This is a genomic window from Streptomyces sp. NPDC056738 (genome assembly GCF_042790435.1).
Lineage (GTDB): Bacteria > Actinomycetota > Actinomycetes > Streptomycetales > Streptomycetaceae > Streptomyces.
Window position 1 is genome coordinate 1 of sequence record NZ_JBHTZF010000012.1, and the last position, 23,138, is coordinate 23,138.

Here is a 23,138-nt window from a genome sequence, read left to right on the forward strand (position 1 = left end):
GGTGGGGTGGGGGGGCCGGGGCCGTGCCGGTGCATCAGCCCGTCGCCGTCGGGTGAGGAGTGACCGTCGGTGGCGACGGCCATTGATGTACCGGCACGGCCCCGACGGCGCGCGGCCGACTGCGGGTGCGTGATCCAGTCGGTTCCAACCCCGGCCCGCCGAAGCTTCCCCGCTCGGTCGGCCGAAGCTTTCAGCTCCGGCCGGCGAAATTTTCAGCCCCTCCGGCGTTTGAGGAGCGGGGTCTGGGGCGGAGCGCCGGGGTGGGACGGGTAGGGGCGGAGGGGGCGAGAGAACGTGGGGCCTCAGGCGGTGGGCTCGGGCTTCGTCGTGTGGCGGGACACCGACTTGGCGATCTTCTCGGCGTCCAGGGCGAGTTCGCGGAACATGCCGCTGATGGGGTTGGTGAACCCGGTGAAGTACAGGCCGGGCGCGTTCCGCGGGGTGTGACCGCCGTGGACGACCGGACGCCCCCGCCCGTCGAGCACGTCGAGGTGCCCGACCATGCCCTCCAGGGCCCGCGCGTACCCGGTCGCGGCGATCACGACGTCGGGATCCACCCGGCTCCCGTCGGCGAGGACGGCCTTGTCGTCCTCGAACCCCTCCACCGCGGCCACGATCTCGACCTTCCCCTTGCGGACGGCGTCGATGAGCCCGACGTCCTGGACGGGGATGGAGCCCTCGTTGACACGGGAGTAGAGCCCGGTGTCCGGCCGGGGCAGCCCGTGCGCCCCGAGGTCGGGCACGCTCAGCTTCGCCATCGGCCCGGCCAGCGCGTCCACGAGCCGCACCGGCAGCCGTCGTACGGCGATGCCCGTGAACTGCGCGGCCCAGCCCGCCGTCGAGCGGCGCACGATGTGCGGCGCGGTGCGGACGGACAGCCGTACGCGCCGGGCGCCGCCCTCCACCAGGTCCACGGCGATCTCGGCACCGGTGTTGCCGATGCCGACGACGAGGACGTCGCGGCCCGCGTAGGGGGCGGGGTTGCGGTACTGGCCGGCGTGCAGGAGCTCGCCGGTGTAGGTGTCGCGGCCCGGCCAGTCGGGGACGCGCGGGGTGTGGTTGTAGCCGGTCGCGACGACCACCGCGCTGCCCGTCAGCTCGCGTCCGCCGGTGGCGTGCAGCAGCCAGCCGTCGCCGCCGGGGGCGGGCTCGATACGGGACACCTCGACGCCCGTGACGATCTCCAGGCCGTGGTGCTCGGCGTACTTCTCCAGGTAGCGCACCACGTTGTCACGTGACACCCACCGGCCGAACGAGCGCGGCATCGACAGCCCCGGCAGCGCGGACAGCCGACGGGTGGTGTGCAGGTGCAGCCGGTCGTAGTGGCGCCGCCAGGACGCGCCGACCTGGTCCGACTTCTCGAGCACGACCGCTCGTACGCCCCGGGCGCGCAGCGCGTACGCCGCCGCGAGTCCGCCGGGGCCGCCTCCGATCACGTACACGGGGCGGTCCTCGTGGGAGGGCACCGTGCGGGAGGTCGTGGAAGCAGTCGAGTCGGCCATAGCGCGAGCGTAATCACGCCTCAGCTTGATAGGTCTCGGTCAAGACCGGAATCGGTTGCGAAGTGGTCACGACTGTGGGAGGGGTGGGTGGGCCCGGTGGCGTAGGTCACCTCGATGGGGTGGGGGTGTGCGAAAAGTGCGCTGTTGTCGCAGGTGGGCGGCCCGGCGTACGTCTTTCGCCGGAGCGCGGGACCGGGCCCGTGCGCCCCTCGGGAGGGGTGGAACCGGAAAGGTGGCCGCGCGGTGGTCGCCCGCTTCGTCGGTGAGGAGTGCGGGGCCCTTGCGTGGGCGTCCCGGGGCATTGAAACTGACGTTCCGTCAGATGTGGTGCCTTCGCGGGAGGTTCGGCCATGGACACGATCTGGCTCGACGGGGCGCAGTGGCTGGCCGTGCTCCGTATCGGGCTCGGCCTCTGGTGGTTCGAGAGCTGGCGGCACAAGGACAAGAAGGGGTGGTTCGAGCGGGGGACCGGCATCGCCTGGGCGGCGGACGTCGCGGCCAAGCACCGCTGGAACGCCGTGCGCTCGGGCTTCGACACGATCGTCGCACCGCGTCCCCGGACGATGGCGTACGTCGTCGTGTACGCGGAACTGGCTCTCGGGCTCGGTCTGGTGGTCGGGCTGCTGACCCCCGTCGCGCTGGTCGGGGGACTGCTCCTCAACGTCCTCTACTTCACCCTCATGATCCACGACTGGGCCGAGCAGGGGCAGAACGCGATGATGGCGCTCGTCTCGGCCGTCGGCCTGTTCGCGATGTCCTGGCAGACGTGGTCCCTGGACGACACCCTGGGGCTCTTCCGGTGAGCGGGCCGGCGGGCCGGGGGGCCGGGGCCGACGTTCCCGAGGTGGACGCGTTCACCCGGCCGTACTGGGACGCGGCGGCGGAGGGGCGGCTGCTGATCCGGCACTGCGCGGCCTGCGACCGCGTTCACCACTACCCCAGGGAGTTCTGCCCGCACTGCTGGTCCGAGGACGTGAGCTGGCGCCCGGCGAGCGGCCGCGCCACGCTCTACACCTGGTCCGTCGTCCACCGCAACGACCTGCCGCCGTTCGGCGGGCGCGTGCCGTACGCGGCCGCCGTCGTCGACCTGGCGGAGGGCCCCCGGATGATGACCGAGGTGATCGGGTGCCCGGAGGCGGCCCTGCGGATCGGGATGGAACTGGAGGTGGCCTTCCGGGCGGGGATCCCCGTGTTCCGGCCCGCCTCACCCGCCGGAGGGTGACGGATCGGGGGCGGGTGCCGGCTCGGGGTCCGTCGCGAGGCGTCCATGGAGGTGCACGTCGCGGAACGCGTCGTGGCGGCCGGCCTCGAACATCGCGCCGCGCAGAGTCCCCTCGTGCCGGAATCCGCAGCGCTCGGCGACCCGGCAGGACACCTCGTGACCCACGGCGTGCCCCAGTTCGAGGCGGTGCAGGGCGAGGTCGGTGAAGCCGTAGCGGGCCGCGAGGGTGAGGGCACGGGTGGCGACCCGGCCGCCGCGGGCCTCCGGCAGGACCCAGTAGCCGATACGGGCGCAGCTCATGACGTGGTCGATCTCGTTGACGCCGATGTGGCCCAGCGTCTCGCCGGTCTCCGCCTCGGTGACGCAGAAGGAGACCCCGGTGCCGCCGACCGCCGCCGCGACGCGGGTCCGCAGCGACTCGCGGGCGGTGCCGATGTCCCGCACGAACCTGAGCGGGGTGTTCCACCGCTGCAGCTCGGGATCGCTCAGCCCGCGCAGATACGCCGACACGTCGGCGTCGGACTCCGGGTCCCAGGGGCGCAGTCGCAGTCCCAGGCCCGAAAGCTCGGGGGCGGGCTCGACGGAGAACTGCACATGGGCTTCGGTCATCCAGCCATTCAAACCCCTCCCGGCCCACGGGTCACTCCCTGGAGGAAATTCGCGGGCACGTCTCCGGGGCCGCAGGGGATCATCGGACATGACCTCCGTGACGTACGACTGGCAGCTCACCCACGACCTCGACGCGTTTCTCACCCGGGCCGGAGACTTCCTCCGGTCGCGGCCGGCGCGGCACACCGTCGCGCTGACCGTGACGGAAGCGCTGCGCAGACGGGGGATGAGCCAGTACGGGAAGGACGCGCCGGTCTTCGGAGCGCTGGAGCGCGACGGGGCGGTCCGGGCCGCCTTCTTCCGCACCCCGCCGTACCGGCTGAACCTCACCTCGCTGGACGAGCGGGGTGCCGAGACCCTCGCCGCGCTGCTGGCGGACGCGGGGATCGAGGTGCCCGGGGTCTCCGCCGACACGGACACGGTCGAGGCCTTCGCCGCGGCGTGGGGGCGGCGGACCGGGGCGAGGACGGTGCCGCTCCGGAGCGAGCGGCTCTACCGGCTGGACGAGCTGGCGGTGCCCGAGCCCGCCCCGCCCGGCCGCCCCAGGGTCGCGGACGCGGGCGACCGGGACCTGCTCGCGCGTTGGTACACGGAGTTCGCCGAGGCCATCGGCGAGGGCGCCCACCGCGAGAGCGGCTCCTGGGCCGACGACCGGATCTCCTACGGCGGCATCACCCTCTGGGAGGACGCCGAGGGCACCCCCGTCGCCATGGCGGGCGCGACCCCGCCCGTCGCCGGACAGCTCCGGGTCGCCCCCGTCTACACGCCGGCGCACCTGCGCGGCCGGGGGTACGCCGGTGCCGTCACCGCCGAGGTGAGCCGGGCCGCGGTCGCCTCCGGGGTCGGGGAGGTGCTGCTCTTCACCGACCTCGCCAACCCGACCAGCAACGGCCTGTACCAGCGCATCGGCTACCGCCCCGTCTCCGACTTCGCGACGTACGACTTCACGTACGAGGGGCGCGAGGGAGGTGACGTGTAGGGCCGGGCCGCGGGGGCCGGTGGCTCACGGCCACAGCAGCTCGGTGGTCCAGCCCGTCTCCGTACGGCGGTAGACGAGCCGGGCGTGGCGCCGGCGGGCGTCGCCCTGGAAGAACTCGACCTCGTCCGGGCGGAGGCGGTAGAGCGTCCAGGTGGGGGCGGGGGAGTGCGGGGCGTCCTCGGCCCGCTCCCAGGCCGCGTCGGAGGCCCGGTCCAACTCGGCCCGCGAGGGCAGGACTTCGCTCTGCCGGCCCACCAGTGCCGCGGCCAGTGCCCCGGTGGAGCGGGCGTGCAGGTCCGCCTGGCTCTCCTCGGGCGAGGCGGCCGTGACCGGGCCGCGGAGCCGGATCTGGCGGCCCTGCGCGGGCCAGTAGAAGCCGAGGGCCGCGTACGGTCGCGCGGCGAGCTGGCGTCCCTTGCGGCTCGTGACGTGCGAGGCGAACGCCCAGCCGTCGGCGTCCGCGCCGTGCAGCATCACCGTCCGGACGTCGGGCGAACCGTCCTCGTCGGCCGTCGCGAGCGTCATCGTGTGCGGTTCGGCCTGTCCGGCCGCCACGGCTTCCGCGAACCACCGGGTGAACAGGGTCAGCGGGTCCGCCGGTGCGTCCTCGGCCGCGAAGCCGGGCAGCTCCGTGTCCCACACCCGCAGCGACCTCAGCAGCTCATGAAGATCCGGTTCCATGGGTCCGAGTATCTCCGAGTACCTCCGAGCGCGGCGCGGGGAGCGGCGAGGGCTCACGCCGCCACCCGGGTCCCGGAACCCGGGCCCGCGCGGCCCGGCCCCCTCACCCCCGCCCCAGCACCACCGTCCCCGACGAGCAGAACCAGCCTCCCGTCCCGGACGCCACCGCCAGCTCGGGCAGGGAACCGTCCGGGCGGCGCACCTGGCGTTCCTCGGGAAGGCCGCCGCGCAACTGCCGTACGGCCTCCACGAGCAGGAACAGGCCGCGCATGCCCGGATGCTGGGCCGAAAGACCGCCCCCGTCCGTGTTCACCGGCAGGTCCCCGTCCACCAGCAGCCGTCCCTTCGCCGCGTCCACGAAGGCGCCGCCCTCGCCCTTGGCGCAGAAGCCGAGGTCCTCCAGGGTCACGAGCGTCATGTAGGTGAAGGCGTCGTAGATCTCGGCGAAGTCGATCTCGGCCGGGCGGACTCCGGCGCGCTCGAAGGCGAGCCGGCCGCTCACCGCCGCCGGGGAGACGGTGAAGTCCGCCCACTCGGACATGGTGGTGTGGGAGACGTGTTCGCCGGTTCCGAGCACCCACACCGGGGCCGTACGGCAGTCGCGTACGTACTCCTCGGCCGCCAGCAGCACCGCCGCGCCGCCGTCGGAGCGGATGCAGCAGTGCAGCTTGGTGAAGGGGTCCGCGATCATCGGCCCCGACAGGACGTCGTCGACGGTGACCGGGTCGCGGAACATCGCCTCGGGGTTGCGGGCCGCGTTCGCGCGGGCCTGGACGGCCACCGAGGCGAGCTGTTCGAGCGTGGTGCCGTACGTGTGCATGTGGCGGCGCGCGGCCATCGCGTACTTGGCGACGAGGGTGTGGCCGTGCGGGACCTCGAACTGGAGGGGGCCGCGGGCGCCGAAGGACAGGTTGCCGGTGCGGCGGCCCGCCTTGATGTCCGCCCGGGCGGTGGAGCCGTAGACGAGCAGGACGGCGTTCGCGTGGCCCATGGCTATGGCGTCGGCCGCGTGGGCCGCCATGACCTCCCAGGTGGACCCGCCGACCGAGGTCGAGTCGACCCAGGTGGGCCGCAGCCCCAGATACTCGGCCACCTCGGCGGGCGCGAGGGTGCCGAGCCCCGCCGACGCGAGGCCGTCGATCACCGAGCGGTCCAGGCCGGAGTCGGCCAGTGCCCGGCGCGCGGCCTGCGCGTGCAGCGCGTACGGGGTCGCGTCGTCCACCCGGCCGCATTCGGACAGGGATACGCCGACGACCGCGACCTTCCGACGGCCGTGGCCCGGAGTGGCATGCGTCATGAATCTGACGGTACATCAGATAAGTGCCGCACCGGGAGGCCGTCGCGCCCCTGTGCTTCTGGGGTCCCCCGCCCTAACATGACGGCCCGTCAGATCGACTTGTCCCGATCAAGCCCCCCGACGAGGGAGGAGCCCGCCCATGGACGCCCGTCTCACCGCGGAGCAGGAGGAGATCCGCCGTACGCTGCGGGAGGTGCTGGCGAAGCGGTGCGGACCGCGGGAGCTGCGGGCCGCCGAGCAGGCCCCCTCCGGCCACGACCCGGCCCTCTGGGAGACCCTCGCGGGCGAACTCGGACTGCCCGGGCTCGCCCTCCCCGAGGCCTACGGCGGTGCCGGCTGCTCGGCCACCGAACTCGCCCTGGCCTGCGAGGAGTCGGGCCGCGCCCTCGCCCCCTCGCCCCTGCTGGCCACCGCCGTCCTCTGTGCCCCGCTGATCCTGGCCCTCGGCACCGGGGCGCAGCGCGCCGCCCTGCTGCCGCCGCTGGCCTCGGGCGCGCTGACCGCCGCCCTCGCCGTCCCCGGCACGGGCCTGGCCACCGCCCTCGCCCTGACCGGCGACAACCACGGCGACTGGGCCGGCGGCGGCCGCGCCGGGGGCGTCCAGGCGCGCCGGGCGGACGGAGCGTGGCGGCTCTACGGGCAGGCGGCGCAGGTGCTCGACGGGCACAGCGCCGGACTGCTGCTCGTCGCCGCGCACACCGGCGGGTTCGCGCGGTCACGGACGCTGCTGTTCCTCGTGAGCGACGACGCCGAGGGGCTCGTACGCACGCGGCAGACCTCCCTGGACGCCACCCGGCCGCAGGCCAGGATCGAACTGCGTGACGTACAGGCCGAATTGCTGGGCGACGATCACGCCGACGTGCCCGGCGCGCTGGCCGCCGTCGGGGACACCGCGGCCGCCGTCCTCGCGGTGGAGGCGGTGGGCGCCGCCGACCGCGTACTGGAGCGCACCGTCGAACACGTCGGCAGACGTGAGCAGTTCGGGCGGGCGATCGGTTCCTTCCAGGCGGTCAAGCACCGGCTCGCGGACGTGTACGTGGGCGTGCAGTCGGCCCGTTCGGCGGCCTACTACGCGGCGTGGTCCGCCGGGACCGGCGGGGAGCGCGTGGGCGGACTCGCGCTGGCCCAGGCGCTGGAGGCGCTGCGCACCGCCGCCTCCGAGGCGGTCCAGCTCCACGGCGGCATCGGCTTCACCTGGGAGCACGACGTGCATCTCTACTTCAAGCGCGCGTCGGGCGACGAACTGCTCTTCGGCCCCGTCCACCGGCTGCGCGCGCACGCGGCCGACGCGGCGCGGCTCTTCGACGGCGGAGAGGTGACGGTGTGATGGCGGCGGGCGGTCGTTCGCGTACGGGCAGTGGGACGGGAGACGACGTGGGAGACGGAGTGGGCCGGAGGCCGGGTACGGGGACCGGGGCGCGGCGGATGCCCGGTGTGCGGCTGGTGCAGAGGGTGTCCTCCACCCGGATGTTCGCCAAGGCGGCCCCGCACCTCATCCCGGCCCTCGACCGTGCCGTGCACCGGCTCACCCGGGGGAAGGTGCTGCTCAGCGCCCAGATGCTGCCCGGGGTCGTCCTGACCGCGCGCGGCGCCAAGAGCGGTCTGGAGCGCCGTACCCCGCTGGCCTGCATGCCGGAGGCGGGCGGGTCCGGGTGGATCCTCGTCGGGTCCAACTTCGGCCGCACGGACCATCCCGCCTGGACGGCGAACCTGCTGGCCCGGCCCGACGCCGTCGTCAACTGGAAGGGCGAGGACATTCCCGTGACCGCCCGGCTCCTCACGGGCGCGGAGCGGGAAGCGGTCTGGAGGACGGTGCTGGCGTTCTGGCCGCCGTACGCCACCTATCAGGCCCGGGTGGACCGGGAGATACGGCTCTTCAGGATCGTGCGCCGTGCCGTGCCGGCCGCAGCGGCGGAGGGGGAGGGCGGGGTGGGCTGAGGCCGGGCGGGCTGAAGCCGGTCGGGATGGTGGCGATCGGGCTCGGGGCGTTCGGGCCCGGGGCAATCGGGCCGAGGGCGGTCGGGCTGGGGGCGGTCGGGCCGAGGGCGCTCCGCCGGGGGCCGTTGGGCCGAGGGTGGTCGGGCCGAAGGCGGTGGCGCCGAGAGGGCGGTCCGGTGAGGGTGCGGGGCTGCGAGGGGGCGGGGGCTGCGAGGGGGCGGGGGCTGTGAGGCCGGGGGCCCGGGGTCGATGGGTCCTCCGGGTCCGTACAGCGCAGCGGGCGGCAGTCCGCCGGAATCACTCCGGGACGAACTGCCGCCCGCATGACAGGAGCTGGGGCGTTCGGACGCGGGAATCTACTTCGTCGGCTTCTTCCCGGTCACACCCAGATACACCAACAGCGCGAGGTTCGGCTTGAGTTCGGCCTGCTTGACGCCCCAGGTCTGGAAGCCCTTCTGGTGCGAGGCGACCGCGGCGAGCATGGCGACGAGGGAACCGGCCATCGCGGCCGGGTTCACGTCCTTGTCGACCTTGCCCTTGGCCTGGAGCTCGGTGACCGAGTCCGTGAGGGAGTTGTTGACGGAGTTCAGGATCTTCATGCGGATCTTGTAGAACCGCTTGTCGCCTTCGGCGGCGCCGAGATCGACGACCCGCAGGATCGCGTCGTTCTTCCGCCAGAACTCCAGGAAGCCGTCGACGAGTTCCTGCGCGGTCTGCCAGCCGGCCTTGCCGACCCAGGAACGCCCTTCGAGCAGCTGGGTCAACGCGGCGCCCTCGGCGGCCATTTGCTCGGCGATCTCCAGGACGGCGCCTTCGACGTCCGGGAAGTACTGGTAGAAGGTCGCCGGTGAAGTGCCTGCCTTCCGGGCGACGTCAATGACTTTGACATCCCGGTAGGGCGATGAGCTGAGCATCTCGCTGAGGCAGTCGAGCAGCTTCTGCCGGGTCGCCTGCCCACGTCGTCCGGCCACGCGGCCGTCGACGGTACGCACTTGTCCTGTCATGCCGTCAGCTTACCGAGGGGTGATCGGAGCGCGATTCGGCCGACTGCAAATGGGGTGCGGCCGTACATCGCGGGGGTCCGGAGGCGGTTCTGAGCGGCTTCGACCAGGGGTGCGGCAGGGCTTTCGCCGGTTTCCGGACCCCTTCGCCGAAGCCGCTCGGGAAGGCGCGGAGGGCACCGGCGAGAACGCCGCGGGGAGGGTCGGCGAGAACGCCGCCGCGAGCCCCGGCGAGAACGCCGCCGTGAGCACCCCGGGGCACGTGTCGGGAACACCCGCCGGGAGAGCACCCGCCGGGAGCACGCGGGGGCAGCGCCCGCCAAGAACACGCGTCGGCGGTGCCTGGCGGGAGCGCTTCGGGAACACCTCGGGGAATTCCCGGGGAGTGCCGCCGGGATCGCCCCCGCGAACCGGCGCAGGGCAGGTGCCCGGGGACGCCGCAGGGCCGCCCCCGGATCCCCTCGCGGGGCCCCTGAGCAGGGACGGGGCGTCACCGGAGCAGGTGCGCACGCCCTGCGGGATGGCGGAAGGGCCGTTAGCTTGGCCGCATGGCCGAATCAGCCGCTGTCGCAGGGTTCTCCGAGGGTGTGCCCTGCTGGGTCGACGCCCAGCTCCCGGACGTGGAGGCGGGCAAGCGCTTCTACGGCGAGCTGTTCGGCTGGACGTTCCCCGAGGAGTCGGGTCCGGAGGGCTGGGCGGAGCTGGACGGTGAGCCGGTCGCCGCGCTCACGCCCAAGCTCGACGGGCGGATGCCCACCGTGTGGACGGTGTACTTCGCGACGCCGGACGCGGAGGCGCTCGCCCGGCGGATCGTGGCGGCGGAGGGAGGGATCATCGCCGTGCCCACGGCGGTGGGCCTGGCCGGCGAACTGGGCACCTCCGCCCTGGCCACCGACCCCGAGGGCGCCGTGTTCGGCATCTGGCAGCCCGGCACCCACGCCGGTTTCGCCAAGCGGCACGAGCGGGACACGTTCTGCTGGGCCGAGCTGTACGCGCGCGACACCGCGACCGTCGACCGCTTCTACGGCGCTCTGTTCCACGACGCGCTGTTCGGGCCCGACGCGACCCCCGATTTCGGCCGCGTTCCGGTGACGGGCGTCTTCCCGGCCGAGATGCCGCCCCATTTCCTCGTCCACTTCGGGGTCGAGGACTGCGAGGAGACACTCGGGACGGTGAACAGGCTCGGCGGCCGTGTCCAGGTGACACCCTTCGACACGTCGTACGGGCGGGTGGCCGTCGTCAGCGACAATCAGGGTGCGTCGTTCGCGGTGCTCGAACGCTGACGGCGCCTCGACCAGCCGTGACGCCGTGTCGGCGGTGAAGGTGCTTCAACGTTGAAGGAAGTCGGGGGTACTTCGTCCGCAAAGGCCGAAACGCTTCTGCGGGGAGGGGCACGCCTTTTCGACGTGAGGGACGGCACTTCCGGGGTCCGGAGCGGGGTACTTCTGGGGTGAGGGGCGCATTTCGGCCCTGAACCATGAAGCCCTGGCGGCCGTACTCCTGCCGGGGCGGTTGTTTTGTCACAAGACACCCCGATCCGGCCCCGGGTTCGCAACCGGCGGCTCGGCCAGGAAGAATCGGGGTGCGTGCCGCCATGGCGGTGCGGTGGTGAGACGCTGCACTGGGCCGCGTTCATACGTGGATGACGTGACCCGTACGGGGAGGTGGCAGGCAAGTGGTGGATCAGCTGACGCAGCACGATCCGCGCCGGATCGGGCCGTTCGAGGTGCTGGGGCGGCTGGGTGCCGGCGGCATGGGGCTGGTCTATCTCGCGCGCTCGGCCTCGGGCCGGCGCGTGGCGATCAAGACGGTCAGGACCGAGCTCGCCGAGGACCAGTTGTTCCGGGTCCGCTTCTCGCGCGAGGTCGAGGCGGCCCGCGCCGTGTCGGGCTTCTACACGGCGGCCGTCGTCGACGCCGACGCCCGCGCCGCCGTGCCGTGGCTGGCCACCGCCTACGTGCCCGCGCCCTCGCTCGAAGAGATAGTGAACGAGTGCGGGCCGCTCCCGGCCCAGGCCGTGCGCTGGCTGGCGGCGGGTGTCGCGGAGGCGCTGCAGTCGATCCACGGCGCCGGACTCGTCCACCGCGACCTGAAGCCGTCGAACGTCCTCGTGGTCGAGGACGGGCCGCGCGTGATCGACTTCGGCATCGCGTCCGGCGTCTCGAACACCCGTCTGACCATGACCAACGTCGCCGTCGGCACCCCCGCGTACATGTCGCCCGAGCAGGCCAAGGACTCGCGCAGCGTCACCGGCGCGAGCGACGTCTTCTCGCTCGGCTCGATGCTCGTCTTCGCCGCCACCGGACACGCTCCCTTCCACGGCGCCAACCCGGTCGAGACGGTCTTCATGCTGCTCCGTGAGGGTCCGGACCTCGAAGGCCTGCCCGACGAGCTGCGTCCGCTGATCGAGTCCTGCATGCAGATGGACGCCACGGCCCGCCCCAACCCCGCAGACCTCCAGGCCCAGCTCGCACCCCACCTCTTCGGCTCCGGCTCCGACGACAGCGGCACGGCCTCGGCCTGGCTGCCCGAGCGCGCGGTGGGCCTGATCGAGACGCGCCGCGGCGGCCGTCCGCCGGTCAAGCAGCCGGCCGGGGGGAGCGGACGCAGCGGCGGTGGGCGTCCCGTGCCTCCGCCCCCTTCGCACGCCCCGGTGCCCGTGGGGGCGCCCGACACCGGTCCCGTGCGCCTCGCGGGCGGCAAGGTGCCCATCGGTCCCGGCCCGCGGGTCCTCGACGCCCGCGCGGCGGCCGTGAAGGCGCCGCCGCCGGAGGCCGGGCTCGCGGCGTCCTGGTCCCGGCCGCGCATCGGCGTGAACGGCGCCGAACCGGCGCCCGTGCCCACGGTCGCGCCCCCGGCGCCGGACGCGCCCGCGGGCTGGCGCCCCTGGCGCTTCCGCATGTCGAACGACGTGTGGGGCACCCCCTCGGTCGCCGACGACCTCGTCTACGTCACCTCCTTCGAGGTCCACGCCCTCGACGTGGCGACCGGCCGGCGCCGGTTCAAGACGCGTGACGTGGCCTGGTCGATGGCGGTGGCCGACGGTCGCATCCACGCCTCCGACGGGCCCACGCTGTACGCGCTCGAAGCCAGGGAGGGCGCGGACCTGTGGCGGCTGTCCACGGACGCCTGGGTCTACTCCCTCCAGGCCGACCGCGGAACGGTCCTCACCGGCACCCGCGGCGGCGGGGTCCAGGCGTGGGAGGCCGCGAACGGACAGAAGCTCTGGGAGATCAGCGGCGCCCAGACGGACTTCGAGTCCCCGGAGGCCGGTCCGTCGATCCACGACGGCACGGTGTACGTCTGGAAGGACGCCCGGCTGCGCGCCCTGGAGGCCCGTACGGGCGAGGAGCGGTGGTCGTACCCGATCGGTGACGCGGCCTCCTGCGGCGGCGTACCGGTCCGCATGACCCACGCGCCCGACGGCTACGTCTACATCTCCGCGGGCACCCGCGTCCTCGCCATCGACGTGGCCAACGGTCATGTCCGCTGGCACTTCGAGGCTCCGGCCGTCTTCCTCTCCCCGCCCGCCTTCGCCCCGGGTCCGGCGGTGACGGGCGGCGGCGTCTACCTCGCCGACTACCTCGGCACGGTGTACGCCCTCGACGCGACCGACGGCCGCGACCGCTGGCGCATCGCCACCGAGTCCCGCGCCTCCACCGAGCCGGTCCTGGTGGCCGCCGGACACGTCCACGTGGGCAGCGGCAAGGGCCTGTACACGCTGGACGCCGTCACCGGCACCCCGAAGTGGAGATTCCAGGCCGGGGGCGACCTGGTGGGCGCTCCGGTGGTGGCCGAGGGCCGTATCCACTTCGGCTCCACCGACCATCTGCTGTACACGCTGAAGGCCGACGACGGGCGCCTGCGCTGGAAGCTGGCCACCGGCGGCGAGATCACCGGGGCACCCGTGGTCAAGGACGGTGTCGTGTACGCGTGCAGCAAGGACCGCTGCGTGTACGCGCTGGACGCGGAGAAGGGCACCGGCACCGCTCGCACCACGTGAGGTGTCCGGGCGTCGCGGCGGCCACCGCCCGCCGCGGCGTGGGGCCGTGGGGCCGGTCCGGGCTTGTGTGACGGCCGCCGTACCGGGCACGGAAGGGTCTCCGGACGGCGGCCGTCGTACACGCGGACGGCCTGCGGAAGCCGCTCCGGCTGCGAGGCTACGCCCCGCGTGACCGGCCCGCCACAGGGAGCGAGCACCGGCCGGCCGCCCTCCGGTCCGGTTCGAGGGTTCCTCCGGTCCGGCCGGAGCGGTGTCCGGACGGCCGCCGTCCCACGGGCCCTCAGCGCAGCCGGAACCCCGGCCTGCGGGCCGAGAACAGCTCCGCCTGCCGCTCGGCGGGCAGGTTCCCGAGAGAGATGAGCTGCGGAGCGTGCGCCAGGGCCGCCGCCCGGGTCGCCTCCTGCGCCGACCACAGCGCGCGCACGGTGCCCTGGACGGCTTCGGACGGGTAGGACGCGATGACCGCCGCGCACGCGACGGCCGCCGCCAACGCCTCGCCCGGCGCGGTGAGTTCGGACACCAGCCCCACCTCGTACGCCCGCCGCGCGGAGACCCGCTCGGCGGTCCCCATCAGCGCCATCCGCGCCACCTCCCCGAACGGCATGCGCTGCGCGAGGTAGACCGACTCGTAGGCGCTGACCATGCCGTACGTCGTGTGCGGGTCGAAGAAGGTGGCCTCCTCGTCGGCCACGACGAACTCCGCCTCGCCCAGCAGGTAGAAGGCGCCGCCGCAGGCCATCCCGTTCACGGCGGCGATCACCGGCTTCCACAGTCCGTTGGCCTTCGGCCCGATCGCGGCGAGCGGATCGTCCACCATGTACGGGGAGCCGGGCTGCGGCACCTCGGCGCCGCGGTCGATCCCGGTGCAGAAGGCCCGCCGTCCCGCGCCGGTCACCACGAGCGCCCGTACGGTGTCGTCGAACCGGAACTCGCGCCAGGCGGCGACGAGTTCGGCGGCCGTCGGGAGGTCGATGGCGTTGAGCCTCTCCTGCCGGTCGAGCGTGAGGACGGCGACCCCGGCGTCCTTGTCGACGCTCACCACGAGCCCGCCGCCCCCCGCCCCGGTCACGCCCGCTCCAGGACCCAGCGCGGCACGGTCACGCCGTTCACCTCGGTGAACACCGCCTGCACCCGGGCCCCGATCCGGATCCGCGGTGCCGGAACGGAGTCGATGGGCGCGTCCGGCCCGCTCACCAGGTTCCCCGCCAGCCGTATCCGCGGCGCCTCGTCCAGCTCCACCACGATCGCGTTGTACGGGGCCAGCGCCGCGTAGGCGGGCAGGAGCGGCGGATGCGGGATCACGTACGACCAGATCCGGCCCCGTCCGCTCATCCTGCGCCACTCGTCGGCGAAGGAGTGGCAGTGCGGGCAGCAGGGGCGCGGCGGGAAGCGGAGCTCACCGCAGTCGGCGCAGGCCTGGACGCGGAGTTCGCCCCGGGCGGCGTACTCCCAGAACGGGGCCCCGTCGTCGTCCGGGACGGGGGACAGCAAGGACGGCAGGGGTTCCTCGGTCCCGGCCCTCGCGTCCGTCCCGACGCTCCCGTCCGTCCCGGCCCTCTCGCCGGCTCCGGTGGTCAGGTCTTCGCCGGCCGTGGTCGTCGTGCCGGCCCGGGTGCTCACGCCCGCCCCGGTCGTCTCCGTCATGTCGGTCATCCCGGCTCCTCAGCTCCTCAGCAGGAGGGCGGAGGTCGGGACCCCTTCCCCCGCCGTGACCAGACAGGTCGCCGCTCCCGGCACCTGTGCCGTGCTCGTGCCCCGCAACTGCTTCACGCCCTCGTTGATGAGGTTGAAGCCGTGCACATAGGCCTCGCTCAGCCCGCCGCCCCCGGTGTTGACCGGCAGCCGTCCGCCGATCTCCAGCGCCCCGCCCTCCGTGAAGGCGGCGCCCTCCCCGCGCCCGCAGAAGCCGTATCCCTCCAGCGAGAGGGGTATCAGGGGCGTGAACGCGTCGTAGATCTGCGCCACGTCCACGTCCTCGGGGGTGAGGTCGGCGTGCTTCCACAGATGCCGGGCGGCGGTCCAGGCGGGCCCGGTGAGCGGGTCGTCGTTCCAGTAGTTGACCATCCCGTGGTGCTGGGCGGGCAGGCCCTGCGCGGCGGAGTGGACGTAGACGGGCCGCTGCCGGCAGTCGCGGGCCCGCTCGGCGGACACGATCACGCAGGCGAGCGCGCCGTCCGTCTCCAGACAGTTGTCGAAGAGGCACAGCGGCTCGCTGATCCAGCGGGCGGTCATGTACATCTCGCGGGTCAGCGGGCGTTCGTACATCATCGCGGCCGGGTTCTGGTTGGCGCGGTTGCGGCAGGCCAGGGCCACGTTGAACAGGTGGTCGCGGGTGGCCCCGTACTCGTGCATGTACCGGCGCGCGAGCATCCCGATCTCGTCGGCGGGCCGCAGCAGTCCGAAGGGCCGGGTCCACTGGGCCGGGGTGGGGAGCTGGACGGCCGTGTTCTTCCAGGGGCGCGGACCGCTGCCCCGCTTGCGCGAGCGCCAGGCCACGCCCACGGTCGCCTGGCCTGCGGTGATGGCGGCGGCCAGGTGCGCGACGGTGGCGCAGGAACCGCCGCCCCCGTAGCCGACCTTGCTGAAGAAGGTGAGGTCGCCGAGCCCGACGGCCTTGGCGACCTCCACCTCGTCGGTCTCCTCCATGGTGTACGAGGCGAGGGCGTCGACCTCCGCGGGCGCGATGCCGGCGTCGTCGAGAGCGGCGAGGATCGCCCGGCAGGCGAGTGTCTTCTCGGACTCGGGGAGTCGCTTCGCGAAGGCGGTCTGTCCGATTCCGACGACGGCTGTGGCGTCCTTGAGCCCTGGCATGGGTGACCTCCGCACACGGTCCCGGCTGCTGACAGTCCGTCAGGCTACAGCTAATCTGACGGTCAGTCAGCTAGTGGTGCTCCGGCGGAAGGTACACGATGCGCGGTGACCTGGAGTGGGGCGGCGTCCCCGGACTCGTGCGGTCGGCGGCGGCCCGTTTCGCGGACCGCGAGGCCGTCGTCGAGGGCCGGACACGTGTCTCCTACGCGGAGTTGGGCGCGCGGGTGGAACGCGCCGCGGCCGCCTGCATGGCGAGCGGCGTCCGCGTCGGCGACCGTGTCGCCATCTGGGCCCCGAACACCCTCGACTGGATCGTCGCCGCTCTCGGCGCGGTGTCCGCGGGAGGGGTCCTGGTCCCGCTCAACACCCGCTTCAAGGGCGCCGAGGCGGCGTACGTCCTGGCCAGGAGCCGGGCCAGGCTGCTCTTCGTGACGGGCACCTTCCTCGGCACGTCGTACGTGGCCTCGCTGCGCCGGGCGGCGGGGGAGCCCGGGGAAGGGGCGGGGGAGCCCGGGGAAGGGGCGGGGGAGGCGGTCCCCGGACCCGGCGCCGGCCCGCTCCCCGGCCTTCCGCACCTGGAGCGGGTGGTGGTCCTCGCGGACGACGCCCCCGCCGACTTCCGCACGTTCAAGGACTTCCTGGCCGACGGGGAGGGCGTCGGCCGGGACGAGGTGCGCCGTCGCGGGGACGCCGTGTCGGGCGGCTCCCCCTCGGACATCGTCTTCACCTCGGGCACCACCGGCCGGCCCAAGGGCGCCCTGATCACCCACGCGCAGACCCTGCGCGGCTACGAGATCTGGAGCGACCTCGCCGGTCTGCGCGAGGGCGACCGCTACCTGATCGTGAACCCCTTCTTCCACACCTTCGGCTACAAGGCGGGGATCATCGCCTGCCTGATGCGCGGGGCGACGATGGTGCCGCAGCCGGTGTTCGACGTGGACACCGTGCTCGCGAACGTGGCCGCGGAACGCATATCCGTCCTCCCCGGCCCGCCCACCCTCCACCAGTCCCTCCTCGACCACCCCGCCCGCGACACCCACGACCTCTCCGCGCTGCGGCTGGTGGTGACCGGCGCCGCCGTGGTCCCGCTGCGGCTGGTCGAGCGCCTGCGCACGGAACTCGGCGTGGACACCGTCCTGACGGCGTACGGCCTCTCCGAGGCGAGCGGCATCGTCACCATGTGCCGCAGGGGGGACCGGCCGGAGGTGATCGCCTCGACCTCGGGCCGGGCGATCCCGGACACCGAGGTACGGGTCGTGGACGCCTCGGGCGCCCCGGTTCCGCCCGGAGCGCCCGGCGAGGTCCTGGTCCGCGGCTTCAACGTCATGAGCGGCTACTTCGAGGACGCGGCCGCCACGGCGGAGGTCCTGACGCCGGACGGCTGGCTGCGCACCGGCGACGTGGGCGTCCTCGATCCCGAGGGCAACCTCCGCATCACCGACCGGATCAAGGACATGTTCATCGTGGGCGGCTTCAACGCCTACCCCGCGGAGATCGAGCAGCTCCTCGGCCTGCATCCCGACGTCGCCGACGTGGCGGTCGTCGGCGTCCCGGACAGCCGCCTCGGCGAGGTCGGCAGGGCCTACGTCGTCCGCCGCCCCCGCTCCACCCTCACCGCCGAGGACCTGATCACCTGGTCCCGCCGCGAGATGGCCAACTACAAGGTCCCGCGCACGGTCGCCTTCGTCCCCGAACTCCCGCGCAACGCGAGCGGGAAGGTGGTGAAGGGGGAGTTGCGGGCCGAGGTGTCCTGAAGTCGTCCTGCCGAAGGCCAGCGACGGCTATGCCCGGGCGGGCGAGCGGCCAGGTGGGGCCGAGGTTGACCGCTCGGCCCCACCGCAGTGACAGCTCAGGTCGCGTGGATGTTGTCCGTGGTCACGGGGGTGTCCGTCGCGTGGATGTTGTCCGTGGTCACGGGGGTGTCCGTCGCGTGGATGTTGGCGAACGCCGGGGCGGACGCTCCGAACGCGGCTGCGGCCGCGATGGCCACCGTGATGACGGCTTTCTTCGTGCGAGTCATGCCAACTCCTGTGGGAGGGGAGACTTCTGATGCACGAGACCGTAGTCACTGCTCGGGCAAATGTTCGACCCGAGAGCGGATTTCGCCATTAGTTGGCCGAATCGGCCGCCACACACGGCGACCGCGGCGGCTCCCCCTCCGCGCCGCCGCGGTCGATCCCCGTGTGGTGTGGTCCGGGTCAGGCAGGCTCGTCCGTCACGTGGGTGTTGTCCGGAGTGGCCTCGCCGTCGGTGGCGCTCAGCGGCTTGATCGGGCTGCTCGTCACGTGGGTGTTCATCGGCGTGATGTCCTCGCCGGTCTCATCACCCGTCACGTGAGTGTTGTCCGGCTCCGCGATCGTCTTCTCGGTCTCGCTCATGGTGCTGCCTCCCCTTTGGCGGTTCATTTTGGAACTGTGGGCCCGTCCGGCCATTCCCCCGAGGATGGCCGGACGGGCCACTTGAGCCGCCAACCCTAGACTGTGAGTTCGGCGACCGGTGCGGCGGTCCGTCTGCCCCCCGACGCGACGGATCGACAAGAGAAAGACTGCCGGGCGGCGATAAACGAACGATGAACGTCCGTGCGCCTATGCGGCGGCGATCGGAGTCAGGAGCGCCCGGACCTCGGTGGCCTCCGGTGAGCCCAGCTTCTCGTAGATCTGCAGGGCTTCACGCCAGCAGACCTGGGCCCTGCCGGACTGACCGATTCCGAGCAGCGCCTTGCCCAGCACGGTCAGTACGTTGCCCCGGCGCCATTCGCCACCGATGCCCCGCAGTACCGTGAGCGCCATCTCGGCGTTGCTCGCCGCCCGGGCCGGCTTGCGGGCGTCCAGGTCGACCTCGGCGAGGCGGCAGAGAGCCATTCCTTCCCACAGTCGTTGACGGCTGTCCCGGAACACCCTGAGCGCTTCCTCGAGTTCGGCCGTGGCGTCCGTGTGGCGACCGCTCTTGCCGAGGGCCATGCCCAGCGCGTAGCGGCCGTTCGCCACCCGGAGGGAGTGGCCCAGCGTCTCGTAGATCTCGGTGCCCTGGCCCGCGAGCACGACGGCGCTGTCGGCGCGTCCCGTGGCGAGATGGAGTCGCGACAGGTTGCACAGTGGACTCGCCGACCCGGCCAGGTCGCCGCAGCCGCGGAACTCCTCGACCGCTCGGCTGAAGTAGGCCTCCGCGTCCGCGTACCGCTTCTGGTAGAAGGCGATGCTCCCGAGGATGTTCGCCGCCCAGCAGCAGGGCAACGGATCCTTGGACGCCTCGGCGAGGCGTAGTGCTTCCTTGGCCTCGCGGTAGGCCTGGTCGAACACTCCCGAGAACAGGAGCGCGTTGCTCAGGACAACCCTCGCGCGCCCTTCCGCGTGCGGGTCCGAAGCCTCCCGCGCGGCGTCCCGCAAAGCGGTCGCTGCGGCCTCGTACTCCTTCGAGTTGGCACCCGATTCGGCGAGGTCGACGGCCGCCCACAGCAGGTCGACGGCACGCCGAAGCGTCGGGGCTCCCGGCGACTGCCGTACACAGGCGAGGAGAGGGACGGCTTCCGCGTACAGCCAGTCCCAGGAGGCTTTCCGGTCCTCGAACGTCAGCCCCGTGTACGCCGTCGGCTCCAGGTGGTCCACCAGGCGGTCGCCGGGGCGTTCGATCGCGTACACCCCGGCCGCCGTGGCCAGATAGAAGTCCAGCAGCCGCGACATGGCCGCCGCCCGCTCGCTCGGGGGCTGTTCGTCGCGTTCGGCGCACGCACGCGCGTAGAGGCGGACCAGGTCGTGGTAGCGGTAGCGGCCGGGGGCCGCGGACTCCAGGAGGGAGGTGTCGACGAGGGACTCCAGGAGGTCCTCGGTGGCCTCGGCCGGGAGGTCGAGCACCGCCGCCGCGGCCGCGAGCGAGATGTCCGGGCCGTCGGCGAGGCCCAGCAGCCGGAAGGCGCGCGCCTGGGCCGGTTCGAGCTGGCCGTAGCCGAGCTCGAAGGTGGCCTTCACGGCCAGGTCCCCGGCCTGGAGCTCGTCCAGCCGGCGCCGCTCGTCGCCGAGCTTCGCCGCGAGCACCGACACCGTCCAGGTGCGGCGGGCGGCAAGCCGGGACGCGGCAATGCGGATGGCCAGGGGCAGGAAGCCGCAGGCCGCGACCACGTCGAGGGCGGCCTCCCGCTCGGAGGCGACCCGCTCCTCGCCCACGATCTTCGTGAAGAGCTGGAGCGCCTCCTCGGGGGACATCACGTCGAGGTCCACGAGATGGGCGCCCGCCAGGTCCACCATCCGGATGCGCGAGGTCACCAGGGCGGCGCAGCCCTCGGTGCCGGGCAGCAGCGGCCGTACCTGGGCGGCGTCGCGGGCGTTGTCGAGCAGGACCAGGACGCGGCGGCCGTCGAGGACGGAGCGGTAGAGGGCCGAGCGTTCCTCCAGCGAGTCCGGGATCGCGGAGTCCGCTGTTCCGAGGGCCCGCAGGAACGCGCCGAGGACCGTCTCGGGTTCGGCCGCCCGCGATCCGGCGCCCTGGAGGTCGACGTAGAGCTGTCCGTCGGGGAAGGCCCCGCGGGCCTGGTGGGCCACGTGCACCGCGAGGGTGGTCTTGCCGACGCCGCCGATGCCCGCGAGCGCCGAGACGGCCATGACACGGCCCTCCTCGGAGGACGCCGCGGCGAGCACGTCGCTCAGCTCCTGCACGAAGGACGCCCGGCCGGTGAAGTCGGTGACGGTCGCCGGGAGCTGGGCCGGGCGGACGAGGGCGACGACGGGCTCCGCCTTCGGGGCGGAGGGTTCGGCGAGGCCCGGGTCCGCCTGGAGTATGCGCTGCTGGAGTTCCTTCAGCCCCTGGCGCGGGTCCACCCCGAGCTCGTCGGCGAGCAGCCGGCGGGTGTCCGCGTACACGGCGAGGGCCTCGGCCTGGCGGCCGGAGCGGTACAGCGCCAGCATCAGCAGTTCCCGCAGGCGTTCGCGCAGCGGGTGCGCCGCGGTGAGCGCGGTGAGTTCGGAGACCGCCTCCGCGTGGAAGCCCTGTTCCAGGTCCATGTCGAGGCAGGATTCGAGGAGTTGCAGGCGCCACTCCTCCAGGCGGGCCCGCTGGGTCTCCGCGTGGGGGCCGGGGATGCTCGCGAGGGGTTCGCCGTCCCACAGGGCGAGGGCGTCCCTGAGCAGGTCGCGGGCGCGGGAGAGATCGCCCGCCGCGCGCGCCTTCTCGGCGTCGGCGGCGAGTTCCTGGGCGTTGACGTGGTCGAGCGCGCCCTCGCGCAGGGAGCGGATGGCGTAGCCGCCGGACTCGCTGACCAGCACGTCGGCGCCGAGCGTCTTGCGCAGCCGGGAGGCGTACGTCCGCAGGGCGGCCAGCGCCTGGGAGGGGGGCTCGTCGCCCCACAGGGCGTCGATGAGCTCGGAGGCCGTGGCGGTGCGGCCGTCGCGCAGCAGCAGCGCGGCCAGCAGGGCGCGTTGCTGCGGGGACCCGGCCGGCAGCGGATCGTCCCCCAGCCAGGCGCGCACCGGGCCGAGCACGCTGAAGCGCAACGCCGCGGGCTCCTCGGAGCCCGGATGCCACTGCTTCGGTACGCGCGGCACACCGTCCATCGCTGTCCCCCTGCCGAACTGTCAGTACAACGAGGCCAGTTTGCCTTGTTCATGGCGGATGCGTCAGCCGTGCGAGACAGCGATCACAAGGTGTGGTGCGGCAGTCCACACGGTCCCCACACAGGCTCCCCACACTTCCGCGCCCATTCATCTCCGCGCGGTCGCCGGAGGCGCTCCTCGGCGGGCCGCCGGGCGGGCGGCCGACGGTGAGGCGGCGGGCGCCCAACGGGGCGGTGACGGGGCGCGGCAAGAGAGCTGACGGGCCGTCAGATCAGCGCTACCGTGGCCGGTATGGAGACCACGGAAACCGCGCAGAGCCCCTCGGCGGACGCTCGGGCCGCCTTCCCGAGGATCATCTCGGTGGACGACCACACGGTCGAACCGCCCCACGTCTGGCGGGACCGGCTGCCCGCGAAGTACCAGGACACCGGCCCCCGCATCGTCCGCGCACCCCTGAAGGAGATGACCTTCCTGGGAGGGAAGTTCGCCCCCGTGATGGGCGCGCCGGGCGACGAGGGCCCCGTCGGGGACTGGTGGGTCTACGAAGATCTGCACCGGCCCCTCACCCGTCTCGACACGGCCGTCGGCTACGACCGTGACGAGATCCGGCTCGAGATCATCACGTACGAGCAGATGCGCCCCGGCTCGTACGACGTGCCGCGGCGGCTGGCCGACATGGACGTCAACCACGTGCAGTCCGCCCTCTGCTTCCCCACCTTCCCCCGGTTCTGCGGCCAGACGTTCACCGAGGCGGCCGACCGTGAACTCGCCCTTCTCTCGGTGCGGGCCTACAACGACTGGATGGTGGAGGAGTGGTGCGGGCCGGACGCCCGCGGGCGCCTGATACCGCTCACGCTCGTACCGCTGTGGGACGCCCGTCTCGCGGCGGACGAGGTGCGCCGCAACGCCGCCCGCGGGGTGCGCGCGGTGGCCTTCTCCGAGATCCCGCCGCACCTCGGGCTCCCGTCCGTGCACACCGACGACTGGGACCCCTTCCTCGCCGCGTGCGACGAGACGGGCACCGTCGTCGCCATGCACATCGGCTCCAGCAGCCGGATGCCCTCGACCTCCGCCGACGCGCCGCCCGCGGTCGGCTCGACGATCACCTTCGCCAACTGCTGCTTCTCGATGGTCGACTGGCTGATGAGCGGCAAGTTCGAGCGCTTCCCGAACCTGAAGGTGATGTACGCGGAGGGGCAGATCGGCTGGATCCCGTACATCCTGGAGCGCGCCGACGTGGTGTGGGAGGAGAACCGCGCCTGGGGCGGGGTGGCCGACAAGGTCCACCGCCCGCCGTCCGAGCTCTTCGCCGAGCACGTGTACGGCTGCTTCTTCGACGACGCCTTCGGACTGCGCAACCTCGACGCGATCGGCGTCGCCAACGTCCTCTACGAGACCGACTACCCGCACTCCGACTCCACCTGGCCGAAGTCGAAGGAGGTCGGCGAGGCCCAGATGGGCCACCTGGCCCCGGACGTGGTCGAGCGGATCGTACGCGGGAACGCGATCGACCTGCTGGGGCTGACGAGGGACGGGCTCTGGGCGGGCTGAG

The 23,138-nt window shown here is 73.1% G+C and carries 20 protein-coding genes; 9 read left to right on the forward strand and 11 right to left on the reverse strand.

Annotated features, from left to right (window positions below):
- Window positions 1-302: 302 nt before the first annotated feature.
- A complete protein-coding gene (locus ACFRIC_RS28455) occupies window positions 303-1,502 on the reverse strand; it encodes a flavin-containing monooxygenase (RefSeq protein WP_382791293.1) in 1,200 nt (399 codons plus the stop codon).
- Between the two features lie 350 nt (window positions 1,503-1,852).
- On the opposite strand from ACFRIC_RS28455, the gene ACFRIC_RS28460 reads away from it, so the two are divergent.
- The gene (locus ACFRIC_RS28460) at window positions 1,853-2,305 is read left to right on the forward strand and encodes a DoxX family protein (protein ID WP_382791296.1); all 453 of its coding nucleotides are present in this window, start codon (window positions 1,853-1,855) and stop codon (window positions 2,303-2,305) included.
- A 41-nt stretch (window positions 2,306-2,346) separates the two neighbouring features.
- Complete coding sequence (locus tag ACFRIC_RS28465) at window positions 2,347-2,724, forward strand: Zn-ribbon domain-containing OB-fold protein (protein ID WP_382791300.1); 378 nt, start codon at window positions 2,347-2,349, stop codon at window positions 2,722-2,724.
- Here ACFRIC_RS28465 and ACFRIC_RS28470 read toward each other — a convergent pair.
- On the reverse strand, window positions 2,707-3,333 hold the full coding sequence (locus tag ACFRIC_RS28470) for a GNAT family N-acetyltransferase (RefSeq protein WP_382791303.1): 627 nt from the start codon (window positions 3,331-3,333) through the stop codon (window positions 2,707-2,709). The genes ACFRIC_RS28465 and ACFRIC_RS28470 overlap by 18 nt on opposite strands.
- 88 nt (window positions 3,334-3,421) lie before the next feature.
- Between ACFRIC_RS28470 and ACFRIC_RS28475 the strand changes: the two genes are divergently transcribed.
- Window positions 3,422-4,312, forward strand: a complete 891-nt coding sequence (locus ACFRIC_RS28475; RefSeq protein ID WP_382791305.1) for a GNAT family N-acetyltransferase — start codon at window positions 3,422-3,424, stop codon at window positions 4,310-4,312.
- Between the two features lie 24 nt (window positions 4,313-4,336).
- On the opposite strand, the gene ACFRIC_RS28480 is transcribed toward ACFRIC_RS28475, so the two are convergent.
- Together ACFRIC_RS28480 and ACFRIC_RS28485 are read right to left on the reverse strand one after the other, a co-directional pair.
- Window positions 4,337-4,993 carry a pyridoxal 5'-phosphate synthase gene (locus tag ACFRIC_RS28480; RefSeq protein WP_382791307.1) on the reverse strand — a complete coding sequence of 219 codons (657 nt, stop codon included), beginning with the start codon at window positions 4,991-4,993 and terminating at the stop codon, window positions 4,337-4,339.
- Window positions 4,994-5,096: 103 nt separating this feature from the next.
- Entirely contained in the window at window positions 5,097-6,290 is a 1,194-nt protein-coding gene (locus tag ACFRIC_RS28485; protein ID WP_382791310.1) for an acetyl-CoA acetyltransferase, read from the reverse strand.
- A gap of 139 nt (window positions 6,291-6,429) precedes the next feature.
- Between ACFRIC_RS28485 and ACFRIC_RS28490 the strand changes: the two genes are divergently transcribed.
- Complete coding sequence (locus ACFRIC_RS28490) at window positions 6,430-7,617, forward strand: acyl-CoA dehydrogenase family protein (protein ID WP_382791313.1); 1,188 nt, start codon at window positions 6,430-6,432, stop codon at window positions 7,615-7,617.
- Between the two features lie 98 nt (window positions 7,618-7,715).
- Window positions 7,716-8,228, forward strand: a complete 513-nt coding sequence (locus ACFRIC_RS28495; protein ID WP_382791318.1) for a nitroreductase family deazaflavin-dependent oxidoreductase — start codon at window positions 7,716-7,718, stop codon at window positions 8,226-8,228.
- A gap of 356 nt (window positions 8,229-8,584) precedes the next feature.
- Here the strand turns inward: ACFRIC_RS28495 and ACFRIC_RS28500 are convergent, their stop codons facing one another.
- On the reverse strand, window positions 8,585-9,232 hold the full coding sequence (locus tag ACFRIC_RS28500; RefSeq protein WP_355759605.1) for a TetR family transcriptional regulator: 648 nt from the start codon (window positions 9,230-9,232) through the stop codon (window positions 8,585-8,587).
- Between the two features lie 545 nt (window positions 9,233-9,777).
- Here ACFRIC_RS28500 and ACFRIC_RS28505 point away from each other — a divergent pair.
- Window positions 9,778-10,512 (forward strand): VOC family protein, encoded by a 735-nt coding sequence (locus ACFRIC_RS28505; protein WP_382791322.1) that lies wholly within the window; start codon window positions 9,778-9,780, stop codon window positions 10,510-10,512.
- Between the two features lie 392 nt (window positions 10,513-10,904).
- The gene (locus ACFRIC_RS28510) at window positions 10,905-13,232 is read left to right on the forward strand and encodes a PQQ-binding-like beta-propeller repeat protein (RefSeq protein ID WP_382791325.1); all 2,328 of its coding nucleotides are present in this window, start codon (window positions 10,905-10,907) and stop codon (window positions 13,230-13,232) included.
- A 280-nt stretch (window positions 13,233-13,512) separates the two neighbouring features.
- Here the strand turns inward: ACFRIC_RS28510 and ACFRIC_RS28515 are convergent, their stop codons facing one another.
- From ACFRIC_RS28515 to ACFRIC_RS28525, 3 genes are all read right to left on the reverse strand, one after another.
- Window positions 13,513-14,301 (reverse strand): enoyl-CoA hydratase/isomerase family protein, encoded by a 789-nt coding sequence (locus ACFRIC_RS28515; RefSeq protein ID WP_382791327.1) that lies wholly within the window; start codon window positions 14,299-14,301, stop codon window positions 13,513-13,515.
- Window positions 14,298-14,723 (reverse strand): Zn-ribbon domain-containing OB-fold protein, encoded by a 426-nt coding sequence (locus tag ACFRIC_RS28520; protein ID WP_382792060.1) that lies wholly within the window; start codon window positions 14,721-14,723, stop codon window positions 14,298-14,300. The genes ACFRIC_RS28515 and ACFRIC_RS28520 overlap by 4 nt, the downstream gene beginning before the upstream one ends.
- A 171-nt stretch (window positions 14,724-14,894) precedes the next feature.
- The gene (locus ACFRIC_RS28525; protein ID WP_382791330.1) at window positions 14,895-16,043 is read right to left on the reverse strand and encodes a lipid-transfer protein; all 1,149 of its coding nucleotides are present in this window, start codon (window positions 16,041-16,043) and stop codon (window positions 14,895-14,897) included.
- Between the two features lie 98 nt (window positions 16,044-16,141).
- Here ACFRIC_RS28525 and ACFRIC_RS28530 point away from each other — a divergent pair, with 98 nt between their 5' ends.
- Window positions 16,142-17,797 carry a fatty acid--CoA ligase family protein gene (locus ACFRIC_RS28530; protein WP_382791332.1) on the forward strand — a complete coding sequence of 552 codons (1,656 nt, stop codon included), beginning with the start codon at window positions 16,142-16,144 and terminating at the stop codon, window positions 17,795-17,797.
- A 95-nt stretch (window positions 17,798-17,892) separates the two neighbouring features.
- Here the strand turns inward: ACFRIC_RS28530 and ACFRIC_RS28535 are convergent, their stop codons facing one another.
- The 3 genes from ACFRIC_RS28535 to ACFRIC_RS28545 all read right to left on the reverse strand — a co-directional run bounded on the left by ACFRIC_RS28535 (window position 17,893) and on the right by ACFRIC_RS28545 (window position 21,586).
- The gene (locus ACFRIC_RS28535; protein WP_365482452.1) at window positions 17,893-18,063 is read right to left on the reverse strand and encodes a hypothetical protein; all 171 of its coding nucleotides are present in this window, start codon (window positions 18,061-18,063) and stop codon (window positions 17,893-17,895) included.
- Window positions 18,064-18,241: 178 nt separating this feature from the next.
- Window positions 18,242-18,421, reverse strand: coding sequence for a hypothetical protein (locus ACFRIC_RS28540; RefSeq protein ID WP_382791336.1), 180 nt, complete (start codon window positions 18,419-18,421; stop codon window positions 18,242-18,244).
- Between the two features lie 207 nt (window positions 18,422-18,628).
- Complete coding sequence (locus ACFRIC_RS28545) at window positions 18,629-21,586, reverse strand: BTAD domain-containing putative transcriptional regulator (RefSeq protein ID WP_382791339.1); 2,958 nt, start codon at window positions 21,584-21,586, stop codon at window positions 18,629-18,631.
- Window positions 21,587-21,877: 291 nt separating this feature from the next.
- On the opposite strand from ACFRIC_RS28545, the gene ACFRIC_RS28550 reads away from it, so the two are divergent.
- Window positions 21,878-23,137, forward strand: coding sequence for an amidohydrolase family protein (locus tag ACFRIC_RS28550; RefSeq protein ID WP_382791342.1), 1,260 nt, complete (start codon window positions 21,878-21,880; stop codon window positions 23,135-23,137).
- Window position 23,138: the final 1 nt, after the last annotated feature.

Bases quoted from the DNA above. Each gene is read 5' to 3' on its own strand.
- ACFRIC_RS28480 (WP_382791307.1), bottom strand. From the start codon at position 4,993: ATGGAACCGGATCTTCATGAGCTGCTGAGGTCGCTGCGGGTGTGGGAC.
- ACFRIC_RS28460 (WP_382791296.1), top strand. From the start codon at position 1,853: ATGGACACGATCTGGCTCGACGGGGCGCAGTGGCTGGCCGTGCTCCGT.
- ACFRIC_RS28455 (WP_382791293.1), bottom strand. From the start codon at position 1,502: ATGGCCGACTCGACTGCTTCCACGACCTCCCGCACGGTGCCCTCCCAC.
- ACFRIC_RS28500 (WP_355759605.1), bottom strand. From the start codon at position 9,232: ATGACAGGACAAGTGCGTACCGTCGACGGCCGCGTGGCCGGACGACGT.
- ACFRIC_RS28540 (WP_382791336.1), bottom strand. From the start codon at position 18,421: ATGAGCGAGACCGAGAAGACGATCGCGGAGCCGGACAACACTCACGTG.
- ACFRIC_RS28530 (WP_382791332.1), top strand. From the start codon at position 16,142: ATGCGCGGTGACCTGGAGTGGGGCGGCGTCCCCGGACTCGTGCGGTCG.
- ACFRIC_RS28470 (WP_382791303.1), bottom strand. From the start codon at position 3,333: ATGACCGAAGCCCATGTGCAGTTCTCCGTCGAGCCCGCCCCCGAGCTT.
- ACFRIC_RS28495 (WP_382791318.1), top strand. From the start codon at position 7,716: ATGCCCGGTGTGCGGCTGGTGCAGAGGGTGTCCTCCACCCGGATGTTC.
- ACFRIC_RS28550 (WP_382791342.1), top strand. From the start codon at position 21,878: ATGGAGACCACGGAAACCGCGCAGAGCCCCTCGGCGGACGCTCGGGCC.
- ACFRIC_RS28485 (WP_382791310.1), bottom strand. From the start codon at position 6,290: ATGACGCATGCCACTCCGGGCCACGGCCGTCGGAAGGTCGCGGTCGTC.
- ACFRIC_RS28545 (WP_382791339.1), bottom strand. From the start codon at position 21,586: ATGGACGGTGTGCCGCGCGTACCGAAGCAGTGGCATCCGGGCTCCGAG.
- ACFRIC_RS28505 (WP_382791322.1), top strand. From the start codon at position 9,778: ATGGCCGAATCAGCCGCTGTCGCAGGGTTCTCCGAGGGTGTGCCCTGC.
- ACFRIC_RS28475 (WP_382791305.1), top strand. From the start codon at position 3,422: ATGACCTCCGTGACGTACGACTGGCAGCTCACCCACGACCTCGACGCG.
- ACFRIC_RS28525 (WP_382791330.1), bottom strand. From the start codon at position 16,043: ATGCCAGGGCTCAAGGACGCCACAGCCGTCGTCGGAATCGGACAGACC.
- ACFRIC_RS28535 (WP_365482452.1), bottom strand. From the start codon at position 18,063: ATGACTCGCACGAAGAAAGCCGTCATCACGGTGGCCATCGCGGCCGCA.
- ACFRIC_RS28490 (WP_382791313.1), top strand. From the start codon at position 6,430: ATGGACGCCCGTCTCACCGCGGAGCAGGAGGAGATCCGCCGTACGCTG.